At 72.2% G+C, this 12,300-nt stretch carries 9 protein-coding genes; 2 read left to right on the plus strand and 7 right to left on the minus strand.

All coding sequences use genetic code 11. The annotated features are described in order from the left end of the window. The first annotated feature begins 20 nt into the window (after positions 1–20). Entirely contained in the window at positions 21–1,634 is a 1,614-nt protein-coding gene (locus ACFY1H_RS46360) for a succinic semialdehyde dehydrogenase (RefSeq protein ID WP_386956357.1), read from the plus strand. Here the strand turns inward: ACFY1H_RS46360 and ACFY1H_RS46365 are convergent, their stop codons facing one another. The 7 genes from ACFY1H_RS46365 to pyk form a co-directional block, all read right to left on the minus strand. Beyond that, the gene (locus tag ACFY1H_RS46365; protein ID WP_386956358.1) at positions 1,635–2,576 is read right to left on the minus strand and encodes an amidohydrolase family protein; all 942 of its coding nucleotides are present in this window, start codon (positions 2,574–2,576) and stop codon (positions 1,635–1,637) included. It lies immediately after the preceding gene. Between the two features lie 742 nt (positions 2,577–3,318). Further along, positions 3,319–6,339 (minus strand): helix-turn-helix transcriptional regulator, encoded by a 3,021-nt coding sequence (locus ACFY1H_RS46370; RefSeq protein ID WP_386956359.1) that lies wholly within the window; start codon positions 6,337–6,339, stop codon positions 3,319–3,321. A gap of 71 nt (positions 6,340–6,410) precedes the next feature. Further along, positions 6,411–6,620: a hypothetical protein gene (locus ACFY1H_RS46375; protein ID WP_366583487.1), complete on the minus strand. Its 210-nt coding sequence runs from the start codon at positions 6,618–6,620 to the stop codon at positions 6,411–6,413. A gap of 172 nt (positions 6,621–6,792) precedes the next feature. Further along, complete coding sequence (locus ACFY1H_RS46380) at positions 6,793–7,002, minus strand: DUF397 domain-containing protein (protein WP_326837871.1); 210 nt, start codon at positions 7,000–7,002, stop codon at positions 6,793–6,795. Between the two features lie 13 nt (positions 7,003–7,015). Next, positions 7,016–7,918 (minus strand): helix-turn-helix transcriptional regulator, encoded by a 903-nt coding sequence (locus ACFY1H_RS46385; protein WP_285969107.1) that lies wholly within the window; start codon positions 7,916–7,918, stop codon positions 7,016–7,018. A 489-nt stretch (positions 7,919–8,407) separates the two neighbouring features. After that, positions 8,408–9,304: an acyl-CoA thioesterase gene (locus ACFY1H_RS46390; protein WP_386956360.1), complete on the minus strand. Its 897-nt coding sequence runs from the start codon at positions 9,302–9,304 to the stop codon at positions 8,408–8,410. A gap of 36 nt (positions 9,305–9,340) precedes the next feature. Continuing rightward, complete coding sequence (gene pyk / locus ACFY1H_RS46395) at positions 9,341–10,765, minus strand: pyruvate kinase (protein ID WP_366583489.1); 1,425 nt, start codon at positions 10,763–10,765, stop codon at positions 9,341–9,343. A gap of 253 nt (positions 10,766–11,018) precedes the next feature. Here pyk and ACFY1H_RS46400 point away from each other — a divergent pair, with 253 nt between their 5' ends. Next, positions 11,019–11,957 (plus strand): hypothetical protein, encoded by a 939-nt coding sequence (locus ACFY1H_RS46400; protein WP_386956361.1) that lies wholly within the window; start codon positions 11,019–11,021, stop codon positions 11,955–11,957. Positions 11,958–12,300: the final 343 nt, after the last annotated feature.

Raw genomic sequence — 12,300 nt, forward strand, 5'->3', positions numbered from 1 at the left:
CCGGTCTGAACGGAGACGGCATGACCAGCACGACACCGGCGAACCTCAGCGGCGAGACGGCCCTGCCCGCGACGATCGGGGGTGTCGCGGGAGCGCCGACGGCGGCGCGCGCGGCCCGGCTCGTCGCCCGCGTGACCGGCGGTGCGGACTCCGCGCCGATCCGCATGACGGCGCCGTTCACCGGGCTGCCGATCACCACGATCCCCCAGGCCACCGACGCCGACGTGCGCGCGGCGTTCGCGACCGCGCGCAAGGCCCAGCACGAGTGGGCGGCCCGGCCGGTCGCGCAGCGCCAGCGGTTCCTCGTGCGGCTGCACGACCTCATCCTCGCCCGCCAGGCCGAAGCGCTCGACCTCGTGCAGGTGGAGGCCGGCAAAGCGCGGCTCGACGCGTTCGACGAGGTGAGCGCCGCCGCCCTGGTGGCGGCCTACTACGGCAAGCACAGCGCGAAGATCCTGGCGCCGAAGCGCGCGGCCGGCGTGATCCCGGCCCTGACGAAGGCGGGCGAGCTGCGCCATCCCAAGGGCGTCGTCGGCATCATCTCGCCGTGGAACTACCCGGTGGCGCTCACCGCGATGGACGTGTTCCCGGCGCTGGTGGCGGGCAACGCCGTGGTGCAGAAGCCGGACAACCAGACGGCGCTGTCCGCGTTGTGGTTGCAGGAGCTCGCGTCCGAAGCGGGCCTGCCGGACGGGCTGTGGCAGGTGGTGCTCGGCCGCGGTTCGCAAGTCGGCCCGGCGCTGCTCGAAGAGTGCGACTACCTCTGCTTCACCGGCTCCACGCCGACCGGCAAGGACCTGGCGACGCAGATCGCGGCCCGGCTCACGAGCTACTCGCTCGAGCTCGGCGGCAAGAACCCGATGATCGTGCTGCCGGACGCCGACGTCGCCAAGGCCGCGACGGGCGCCGTCAACGCGTGCTTCTCCTCCGCCGGGCAGCTGTGCGTCTCGGTGGAGCGGATCTACGTGCACGAAAGCGTCCGCGAGGAGTTCACCCGCGCGTTCGTGGCGCGCACGGCCGCTTTGAAGCTGGGCGGTGAGCTGGGTTTCGGCCCGCAGATGGGTTCGCTGACGTCGCCGAGCCAGCTCGAGACCGTGTCGGCGCACGTCGAGGACGCGCGGGCCAAGGGCGCGCGCGTGCTCACCGGCGGGCGGGCGCGGCCGGACCTCGGGCCGCTGTTCTACGAGCCGACCGTGCTCACCGACGTCACCCCGGACATGGTGCCGTTCGCCGAGGAGACGTTCGGGCCGGTGGTGTCGATCTACGGCTACACCGACGTCACCGACGCCATCGAGCGCGCCAACGACACCGCCTTCGGTCTCAACGCCAGCGTCTGGTCGCGCAACGGCCGGGCCGGCTGGGAGGTCGCGGCGCGGCTGAAGGCGGGCACGGTGAACGTCAACGAGGGCTACGCGGCGACATTCGGCAGCGTCGGCGTGCCGATGGGCGGGATGAAGGACTCCGGTGTCGGCCGCCGCAACGGGGCCGAGGGGCTGCTGAAGTACACGGAGGCGCAGTCGATCGCCGTGCAGCGCGGGCTGGCGTTGCGGCCGCCGCGCCGGGTGCCGGGCGGGGTGTGGGCGCGGGTGATGACGTCGAGCATGAAACTGTTGCGGCACTTGCCCTGGCGGTGATCAGCCGAGGCCGAGGAGCTCCACGGCCGTGCGGTCGAGGATCGCGGTGATGTCGTCGGCGGGCAGGCCGGAGCGTTCGACGTAGGTCACGGCCTCGGTGAACCCGTCGCCCTTCTGGTACGGGTAGTCGGTGCCGAGCACCAGGCGGTCGGCGCCGAGCGTTTCGGCCGCGACGCGCAGCGCCGGCACGTGGTTGTGGCCGACGGTGTCGTAGAAGATCCGGCGCGCGGCGAGGCTCGGCTTCTCCGGGGTTTCCGGTGCCTCCCAAGGGTTCTGGCGGTCGATGCGCGGCAGCAGCATCGGCAGCGCGCCGCCGAGGTGCGGCAGGATGATCTTCATGCGCGGGAACCGGCTCGGGATCCCGGCGACGATCAGGTGCAGCACGGCCACGGTGTCCTCGATCGGCGCCCCGATCTGCCACGTCAGGTTCGGCCCGATCAACGGCGACTCGGCCCCGACACCGGCCGGGTGCACGAACAGCACGCTGCCGCGGCGGTCGAGCTCTTCGTAGACGGGCAGGAACGCCGGGTCGCCGAGCGTGCGCCCCAGCACCGACGTGGTGATCGCGACGCCCAGGAACCCCAGCTCGTCGAGCGCACGCGTGAGCTCGACGAGCGCCGCACCGGTGTGCGGCAGCGGCAGGGACGCGAACGCCTTGAACCGATCGGGGTGCTGCCGGACGAGCTCCGCGTAGTCGTCGTTGACGAACCGCGCGGCCTCCACGGCCGCCCGCTCATCCTCGAAATGCGGCGGCGCGGGCGTGGTCGACAGCACCTGCAGATCGATGCCCGCCGTCGCCATCTGCTCGAACCGCGACCCGAGCTCCGCCTCGGTCGCTCCGGCCCCCAACCGCCCCTGCGCGGCCGCCTTCTCGTTGCCCCACCGGGCCAACACGCCCAGGTACGCCTCGCTCCACAGGTGAGCATGCACGTCGACGCGCATCCCCGGCTCCTCCCCGACGCGGTTAGCATGCTATTTGATCACCAGTGAACCACTGCCGGACAGGTTCGGCACATGGTGGGTCTCGGCGCGGGGTTGGGAGTTGTCCGCGCGCCACAACCGGCCTGCACTCCCCGCGCGGAGCAGGAACGGACAATCACACCGCGAACCGCGAAACCGTCCCGAACGCAGTGGCGTCGGTCCTTCGCCGCCGGAGCCGACAGCGGCCGGCTGCCGCGACCAGCCCCGGCGTGCCGGTTCGGCGCGCGAGGGCGACAGCCGCCCCGACTCCTGTGCGCGCTAAACAGGCAACCGACGACCACACGCGAACCGGCGAACCCGCAGGCAGCCCTTGACCGCAAGGGCCAGCAACGGCGGCGACCACGACAACCCCGGCCGACGGTTCGGCGCACAAAACGACCCGCGCTCCTCCTCGACACGACGCAGGCAACCGCCAAGCAGATCGCGGACCGGCACAACCGTCCGCGCGGTGCGGGGCGGCCCTTCGCCGCGGAAGCCAGCAGCGGCCGGCAGCCTCGGCGCGGCAGTTCGGCGCGGCGGTTCGGCGCACCAACGACACAACCGGCCCCAAGCCCTCCTCGCGGAACCGCCAAAGCCGCCCGGGCAGCGCGAGTCAGTTCTTCGCCGCCGGAACCCACAGCTCCCGGCAGCCGCGGCGCGCCAACGACACGACCCACCCCACGCCCCCTCCGCGTGGAACCCGCGAAACCCCGGGCGGAGCGGGTCAGTCCCTCGTAGCCGGGGTCGTGAGCAAGCCGCGGTCGTAGGCGATGGCGACGGCTTCGGCGCGGCGGCTGGCGCCCAGTTTGGCCATGACGCGGGAGAGGTGGACGGAGACCGTCTTCTCGCTGATGTAGAGCTCCTCGCCCACCTGGCGGTTGGTGCGGCCGAGGGCGACGCGTTCGAGGACGTCGCGTTCGCGGTCGGTGAGGGGGTTGGGGCCGGTGGGGGTGGCGGCGGCTGGGGTGAGGCCGGGGAGGTCGGTGCGGGCGCGGTGGGCCAGGTCGCGCACGGCGTCGCGGAGGGGCAGCGCGCCGAGGGCGGAGGCGACGGTGTGGGCGGACGCCAGGGCGTCCTCGGCGGGGAGGCCGTGGGCGAGGAGGGCCTGGGCTTCGAAGTAGCGGCACATGGCCTGCTCGTAGACCGCGCCGTAGTCGAAGGCCGTGACGGCGGCGGACCACAGCGCGGCGTCGGCGGGGCCGTCGAGGCCGGAAGCGGCGGCTTCCAGGCGGGCGAGCCAGGCGTGGCCTTCCGGGCCCAACGTGCCCGAGCGCGGGCTGCCCTCGACGGCGGTGCGGCGGCCGTGTTCCAGCAGGCGCCGGCCGACGGACGCGAAATCGTCGGCGGCGCGCTGGTCGCCGTGCAGGCGGGCGTCGGCGGCGAGGGCCGCGACCGAGGTCATGCCCAGCGCGACGATCCGGATGCCGCCGAGCAGCCAGGGCTCGATCTTTTCCAGCCACGCCACCAAGTCCTCGGTGACGCGCACGGCTTCGGTGTGATCGCCGCGCCAGGTCGCGAGCTCGATGGCGGCGTCGCCGGCCGAGAGGGCGATCTGGATGTCGGCGGACCACTGCTGCCGCAGCCCGGGCAGGAGGCGCGCGGCGTCGTCGAACCGGCCGCGCGCGACGAGGAACAGCACCCAGTTGGCGAGGATCCGGGCGGCGACCGCGCTCGACACCCTGCGTCCCGCGCGCCCGGCCGCGTCCTCCGCGGGCCAGTCGCCGCTGAGGTAACGCAGGTAGAGCTGCCGCGCGCGCAGCTCGAGCCCGAACGAGCTCCACGTGAGCCCCGACTCCTCCGCGCGCGCCACGCCGTTGGCCACGTGGGTGAGGGCCTCGGCCATCTCGGCCTGGTCGTCGTAGCTCAGGGCGAGGAAGTACAGGCCGCGCAGCTCGACGTTGAGGGCCTCGGCCTCGCGCGCCTTGCGGATGCCCTGCCGCAGCCGTTCGCGCGCCAGCGCGGCGTCGCCCGCCGAGTCGGCCAGCGTGCCCAGCGTGATGAGCCCCGACGCCTCGGCCCCGACCGCGCCCACGGCCCGCGCGTCGGACACCGACGTGAGCGCGTTGTCCAGCGCCTCGCCCGGCTGGTCGAGCAGCCGCAGGAAGCCCGCGCGCGTGGCGAGCACCCAGGCCCGCGTGGCGCTCGGTTCGCTGTCCTTCACCAGGTCCCACGCCCGGTCGACGGCCAGCGTCGCCTCGTCGAGCGTGCCCTCCAGCGCCAGCAGCGCCTCGGCCAGCCGGCGCCACACCTTGGCGGACCGCAGCGTCGGGGTGTCGGGCCCCAGCTGCTCCGCGGCCGAACGCGCGTAGGCCGCCGCGCGCTCCGGCTCCCCCGACGTGCCCGCGAAGTACGAAGCCTCGTGCAGAAGCTTCAGCTCGTCGACGCCCTCGGGCCGGTCCGCGACGGGCACCGCGTCCCAGATGGACAGTGCCTGTTCGGCGTGCCGCAGTGCCGCCCCCGGCGCGCCCAGCTTTTCCGCCTCGTCCATCGCGCGAAGCAGCGCGGGCAACGCGGTGACGAAGTCGCGGCTTTCGAGACTGTGGAACGCCAGCTTGGCGTCGTGCCCCCGCCCCTGCGGGATCGCTTGGATGCGGGCCGCGTAGGCGGCGTGCGTGCGGTTGCGTTCGCCCGGCAGCAGATCCGCGTACACCGCTTCCTGCAGCAACGCGTGGCGGAACACGTAGGAGCCGTCCTCGATCACGAGCACGTGGTGCTGCACGGCCTCGCGCAACGCCTCGTCGAGCTCCAGCTCGCCGATGCCCGCGACCTCCGCGAGCGCGGCGTGCGACACCGGCTCGTTGGCCACGGAAATCACCCGCAGCACGCGCCGCGTCTCCGCCGGGAACCGTTCGAGCCGCGCGAGCAGCACTTCGGCCAGGCCGGCGGGCAGGTCCCGGCAGTCGGCGTCCGTGGCCAGCAGCTCTTCCACGAAGAACGGGTTGCCCTCCGACCGCGCGACGATGTCGGCCACCACGTCGGCCGGCAACGGCTCGTCGGCCAGCGCCTCCACGAACGCCCGCGCGTCGGCGGGCCCGAACGGCGCCAGCGCCACCTGCTCCACCGTGGCCAGGCGCACCAGCTCCGACAGCAGCCCCCGCAGCGGGTGACGCCGGTGCACGTCCTCTTCGCGGTAGCTGCCCACGACCAGCAGCCGCTGCGCGCGCAACCTGCTGGCCAGGAAGGACAGCAGGTTGCGCGTGGAAGAGTCGGCCCAGTGCAGGTCCTCGAGCAGGATCACCACCGGCCGCGACTCGGCGACCTCGGTCAGCACCCCCAGTACCGCGTCGAACAGCTGGAGCTGACCCAGGTCTTGTTCCGGTCGCGGCCGGCGCATGACCTCGCGCTCGCTGGCCGACACCTGGCCGTGTTCCCCCGGTCCCATCGGCTCGGGCTCCCCGCTCTGCGGCAGCAGCCGCGCGAGCGCCGGCCGCGACCGCACCGCGGCGGCGACCACCGGATCCCCCGACGAGCCCAGCGGCGCCAGCGCCTCCGCGAACGGCAGGTACGGCAGACCGCCGTCGCGCACGTCGATGCAGCGGCCGGTGAGCACCAGCGCGCCGTTCGACGCGACGTACTCACCGAGCGCGGTGAGCAGCCGGGTCTTGCCGACCCCCGCGTCGCCCGCGATCAGCACGGCGCCGGCCTCGCGCCGCTCCGCCCGAGCGAAGGCAGCGCGGAGCCGCCGCATCTCGTGAGTGCGGGCGACCAGCGGGATTCCGGAGCCTAAGCGGGGCACGAGGAGCATTCTGTCCTACCCCACCGACAGTTCCGCCATGCTTTTCGCCGAGGGCGTGACACCCTCGGCGAACTCGGCGTTCACCGCGCCAGGTGGTCGGCGCGGGAGGCCACCTGCGCGGTCGTGCGGCGTTCCTGCGCCGGCACGGTCACGCTGGTCACCCGGTGGGCCCGCAGCCACCGCACGACGCGGTTCTGCTTGGTCATCCGCGCGGCGCGCCCGGCCTTCCGCAGCTGCTCCTCGCGGTAGGCCACCTCGGCGCTCATCGCGTCCAGGAGCTGGTAACTCATCGCTTCTTCCCCATCCTCTGCGAGTGCCTTCTTCCGTGACACTCACAGTCGTCCTGAGGTGGGGCCTGCGGCATCGGGCGATCACCCCGTCCTGGACGCCAAACGACCCCTTACCCGAGACACCGACCGGCGAAGAGCAGGTCGGCGGGGTAAGGGGTCGCCGGGTGGAACGTCAGTCGCGGGCCGGGCCACCGGCGCGCACCGCCGCCAGCAGCCCCCGCCAACCCGAAGCAGGGAGGCGGAAAGCACCCCCTTCGGGGTCCTTCGAATCGCGCACCGCGGCGTCGCCGCCGACGAACGCGATCTCGACGCAGTCGTTGCCGCCGCCGCTGTGGCTGCTCTTGCGCCAGGTGGCCCGGGAAAGATCCGCGTCCGGCATCATGTTCCCCACTTCCTCACTGTGTCCTCGGTTCCAGGTGGTGCACTGCAGCCGGCGCGGTTGACCGTTCGGCGAACCGGCCGGCCGCCTCGGTGATCAAGTCGACCGAGTCGTCCGGTTTCAGTGCGGCAGCGCGCAGGTGGTCGAACATCAGCGCGTAGCGCCGGACGTCTTCGGGTTGTTCGAGGTACAGGCCGCTGGACGTGCTGTCGTCCACGTAGACGACGTCGGGGTCGGCCTGCTCGGGGAACCCCATGATGAGGAACGGGCCTTCCATGCCGGGGTGCGCGCCGGCTCCGAAGGGGACCACCTGGATGGTCACGTTGGGCTTCTCGGCGACCGAGGCCATGCGGTAGAGCTGCTCGGCCATCACCTCGGGGCTGTCGACCACGCGGTGCAGCACGGCTTCGTCGACCACCGCCCAGTACTCCGGCGGCGGCGTGTCGCTCAGCAGCTCCTGGCGCGCCATGCGCGCGGCCACGCGACGCCGGATCTCGGCGTCCTCGGCGTCGGGCCGCAGCGCCCTGATCACGGCGTGGGCGTAGCGCTCGGTCTGCAGCAGGCCGGGCACGAGCAGCGCCTGGAACGCGCGCAGCGAGGTCGCGTCGGCCTCCAGGCCCACGAACGTGCCGGTGAACACCTCGTTGTACGCGTGCCACCAGCCGCGTTTGCGCGCCTCGCGGGCCAGCTGGACGAGCGCCTCCTGCTCGTCGCCGGTGATCCCGTAAAGCGCCAGCATGTCCCGGGCGTCGCGCGGGGTGACGCCGACGTGCCCGGTCTCGATGCGGCTCACCTTCGAGGCAGAGCACTCGAGCTTCTCGCCCACCTCGTCGATGGTGAGGTCGGCGGCTTCCCGGAGCCGGCGCAGCTCGCTCGCGAGCCTCCGGCGGCGAACGGTGGGTCCCTGGCCTCTCGCCACGACAGCACCTCCGGATCGTCTTACGCGCTGCGCGCACCGTCGGCCAACGCTGCCCGCACCGCATATCTAACCAGCCGTCCGACTAGTCAGTGGGGTATTAACACTTCGGAATTCCCGCCTTCGCGGCGGGGCTCCGCCCTGCAATTTGCAGATTGCGCTTGTACTCTGACACCCGTGTGAACCGGAACCGGTGACGCCGCGCCGCAGGGGCCGGCGGCGGTGATCGTTCCGGGTTCCTGAGCAGCGTAGACGACGACCAGCCGGAAACAGACACCGAGTGCGCGGGCGTTTCCGGCGGAAGGTGTCCGGGGCCGCCCCCCGACCGGTCCCGGGCACCTTCACCTTCGGTTGTCAGTTGTTGTCAGGCCGTCGCAGGCGTACTCCGGCGATTACCCGGCTACGTATTTCGCATTTACCGCCACCCGGAAGTGTGGTTGATTCCGCACACCTCACTCAGCGAGACACTCTCAGTAGAACCTGCGACCGTCCTCACAGGACGCGCAGCAGTCCTTCCTGGACGACCGTGGCGATGTGCGTGCCGTCCTGCGCGAAGAACCGGCCCGTGGCCAGGCCGCGCGCGCCCGACGCGCTCGGCGAGGTGCTGTCGTAGAGGAACCACTCGTCGGCGCGGAAGGGCCGGTGGAACCACAGCGCGTGGTCCAGGCTCGCGCCGAGGACCTTGTCGACGTCCCAGTACACGCCGTGGCGCGCGAGGATCGAGTCGAGCAGCGTCATGTCGGAGGCGTAGGTGAGCACGCAGACGTGCAGCAGCTGGTCGGCCGGCAGCGTGCCGTCGGCGCGCATCCACACGCGGTTGCTCGCCGGGCGCTCGCCCGTGGCGCGGGTGATCCACGGCGGTTCGCCGACGTAGCGCACGTCGATGGGGCGCGGGCGCTCGGTGAAGCGCAGGCCGAAGCCGGCGGTGCGTTCCTGGAACGTCGGCAGCGTCTCGGGGGCGGGCACGTCGGGCATCGGCTCGCCGTGGTCCAGGCCTTGCTCGTCCTTCTGGAACGAGGCGGACAGCGCGAAGATCGCCTTGCCGTGCTGGATGGCGGTGACGCGGCGCGTGGTGAACGAGCGGCCGTCGCGGATGCGGTCGACCTCGTAGAGGATCGGCACGCTCGGGTCGCCGCCGCGGATGAAGTAGGCGTGCAGCGAGTGCACGGGCCGGTCTTCGGGCACGGTGCGCCCGGCCGCCACCAGGGCCTGCCCGGCGACCTGGCCGCCGAACACGCGGACCGGGGAGTGCGCGGGCGAGACCCCGCGGTAGAAGTCCTCTTCCACCTTCTCCAGGTCGAGGAGGTCGACGAGCCGGTCGAGCACCGCCTGCCCGCCGCCGGCGGCCTCGTCGAGCCCGGCGGCGGCGGTCCTGGCGATATCGGTCATGCCCGGACCCTATTCGGTCGGCATGAAGCTCGTCCCTTATGCGTGGTCGTCTTCACCGAGGCGGTGCACGTGGATCAGGTTCGTGGAGCCGACGGTCCCGGGCGGGGAGCCGGCCACGATCACCACGAGGTCGCCGCGCTGGTACTTGCCCATCGCGAGCATCGCCTGGTCGACCTGGTGGATCATCTGGTCGGTGGAGTCGACGCGCGGCACGATCGTGGTCACCGTGCCCCAGGTCATCGACAGCTGGCTGCGCACGCAGTCCTCCGGCGTGAACGCCATCAGCGGCAGCCGCGTGTGCAGGCGGGCCAGGCGGCGCACGGTGTCACCGGACTGGGTGAACGCGACGAGCGCCTTGGCGTTGAGCCGCTCGCCGATGTCGCGGGCGGCGTAGGAGATCACGCCGCGCTTGGTGCGCGGGACGTGCGTGAGCGGCGGGACGACCGGCGAGTCGGTCTCGACCGCCTCGACGATGCGGCCCATCGTCTGGACCGTCTCGATCGGGTAGCGCCCGACGCTGGTCTCGCCCGAGAGCATCACGGCGTCGGTGCCGTCGAGCACCGCGTTGGCGACGTCGGAGGCCTCGGCGCGGGTCGGCCGGGAGTTGTTGATCATCGACTCGAGCATCTGCGTCGCGACGATGACCGGCTTCGCGTTCTCGCGGCAGATCTGGATGGCGCGCTTCTGGACCAGCGGCACCTGCTCCAGCGGCAGCTCGACGCCGAGGTCGCCGCGGGCGACCATCACCGCGTCGAAGGCCAGCACGATCGCCTCGAGGTTGTAGACAGCCTCGGGCTTCTCGATCTTCGCGACCACCGGCAGCCGGCCCTTGCCGACGCGGTCCATGACCTGGTGGACCAGGTCGATATCGGCCGGCGAGCGCACGAACGACAGCGCGATGAAGTCGACGCCCAGGTGCAGCGCGAACTCGAGGTCCTCGATGTCCTTCTCGCTCAGCGCGGGCACGGACACGTCCATGCCCGGGAGCGAGACGCCCTTGTTGTTGCTGACGGGGCCGCCTTCGGTGACCTCGCAGACCACGTCCTGGCCCTCGACACCCTTGACCACGAGGCCGACCTTGCCGTCGTCCACCAGGAGGCGGTCGCCCGGCTTGGCGTCCTTCGCGAGGCCTTTGTAGGTGGTCGAGACGCGGTCGTGCGTGCCCACCACGTCCTCGACGGTGATCCGGACGACGTCGCCCGTGTGCCACTCGGCCGAGCCGCTGGCGAAGGTGCCCAGGCGGATCTTCGGGCCCTGCAGGTCGGCGAGGATGCCCACCGCCCGGCCACTCTCGGCCGCAGCGGCCCGGACCAGGTCGTAGACCTGCTTGTGGTCGCTGTGGCTTCCGTGACTGAAGTTCATCCTCGCGACGTCCATTCCGGCGTCGACGAGTGCCCGCATCTTCTCCGGTGTGGAGGTCGCGGGACCCAGCGTACAAACGATCTTCGCGCGTCGGCTCACGTTCGATGAGAGTAGTCCCTCATCCCCCGCAGGTCTGTACCGATACCGAAAGTTCGGAGGAAGTGTTCAGAAACCATTCAGATGACTAACCTCCGTGGTTATGACGGTGGTTCGCCGGCTGGTGGTCGCGATCGCGGCGTTCGCCCTGGTCGGGGCCTGTTCCGCGCCGGCAGAGCCGCCGTGGCGACCGGTTGACCTGCCGATTTCCGGTACGCGCGTACTGGGATTCGTCCGAACTTCATCGGGAATCGTCATGACCGGCTCGGTGCCGGGGCCTTCCGGACGGGCTCCGGCGGCGTGGCTGAACGGCACGGCGATACCCCTTTTCCCGGCGACGGGTTACGGCCGGCAGGCGGAGCTGACGCTGCCCGCCGCCTCGGGTCCCCGGCTGCTCGCACTGGGCTCCGCGTATGGCGGCGCGCACGCCAACCCGCGCCCGACGATCTGGACCGGGTCGGTGACCGACGGGCTGACCGAGCACGAGCAGCCGGTGGAGCTGCTCGGCGGCGAGCGGGCGGTGACGACGTCGGGCACGGCGGTGTCACCCGCGGGTTACCTGCTGACCGGCCAGTGGGACCACCGGTCCGGCGGGGTCGGCGCGGCGGCGTGGGCTTCGGCGGACGGCGCTTCGTGGGCTTTGCGGGAGGACCCGGCGCTGCTCAGCACCGCCGGCGACCAGACCCGCGCCCTGGCCGCCGCTTTCGACGGACAGGACTACGTGGCCGTCGGCGACGCGCGGTCGGGACTCTCCGTGCACCCGGTGGCGTGGACCTCTCGCGACGGTTCGGCGTGGCAGCGCGTGGACCTGCCTTCGCCCTCCGCGTCGGCCACCGCCTGGCGGATCAGCTGCACCTCCGGCTGCACCGCCGCGGGAACGACCGCCGAGCAACGCCTGGCGTGCTGGACGGGCCCTCCGTGGACGGCCTTCGCGGGCGGACCGGTGATTCCGCCTTCGCAACTGCTGGAGGTGACCGGCCTGACGGTGGACGCGTCGGGCCACCTGGACGTCGCAGTGAAGGTCGACGGCCGGCCCCGCTTGTGGCGCGTCGGGCGCCACTGCGAGGACTTCGCGGAGCTGCCGCTTCCCGAGCAGGCCGAGTCGCTGGCGTTGCTCGCGGACGGCCCCGACCTGTTGCTCGCCACGACGACGGGGTCGGGGAGCAAGGTTTGGCGGTACCCGCTCCCCCGTTGACGGGTGCGGTCGCCCGCCGCCCAGCCGAGCGCGGCCGGCAAGACCGGCGGCACCCGCGATGCCGACGCGCGGACTCCAGCGGCCCACGCCACTGCACGGGCTGGCGCGACGTGCTCCCCGCCAACGGTGCGATCGCTCGCCGACCAGCCGAGACCACCACCGACGGCCGCCGGTGGGACCGGGTCGCGATGCCGGCTCACCCAGTCCCGCGGCGATATCGAGGCAAGGTCTGCCACTCCCGCTGACCAGCCCTAGCTGTATTCGGCCGTCAGGTTGGTGGCAGTCGACTGGTGGGTGGATGCCCGCCGAGTGCGCTGTGGCGGCGTTGAGTGTTGTAGTGCTG

Source organism: Amycolatopsis sp. NPDC001319 (genome assembly GCF_042896185.1).
Classification (GTDB): Bacteria; Actinomycetota; Actinomycetes; order Mycobacteriales; family Pseudonocardiaceae; genus Amycolatopsis.

What these genes read in the sequence shown, in the direction of transcription:
- ACFY1H_RS46360 (WP_386956357.1), top strand. Translation starts at nt 21, where the DNA reads ATGACCAGCACGACACCGGCGAACCTCAGCGGCGAGACGGCCCTGCCC.
- ACFY1H_RS46365 (WP_386956358.1), bottom strand. Translation starts at nt 2,576, where the DNA reads ATGCGCGTCGACGTGCATGCTCACCTGTGGAGCGAGGCGTACCTGGGC.
- ACFY1H_RS46370 (WP_386956359.1), bottom strand. Translation starts at nt 6,339, where the DNA reads ATGCTCCTCGTGCCCCGCTTAGGCTCCGGAATCCCGCTGGTCGCCCGC.
- ACFY1H_RS46375 (WP_366583487.1), bottom strand. Translation starts at nt 6,620, where the DNA reads ATGAGTTACCAGCTCCTGGACGCGATGAGCGCCGAGGTGGCCTACCGC.
- ACFY1H_RS46380 (WP_326837871.1), bottom strand. Translation starts at nt 7,002, where the DNA reads ATGATGCCGGACGCGGATCTTTCCCGGGCCACCTGGCGCAAGAGCAGC.
- ACFY1H_RS46390 (WP_386956360.1), bottom strand. Translation starts at nt 9,304, where the DNA reads ATGACCGATATCGCCAGGACCGCCGCCGCCGGGCTCGACGAGGCCGCC.
- ACFY1H_RS46400 (WP_386956361.1), top strand. Translation starts at nt 11,019, where the DNA reads ATGACCGGCTCGGTGCCGGGGCCTTCCGGACGGGCTCCGGCGGCGTGG.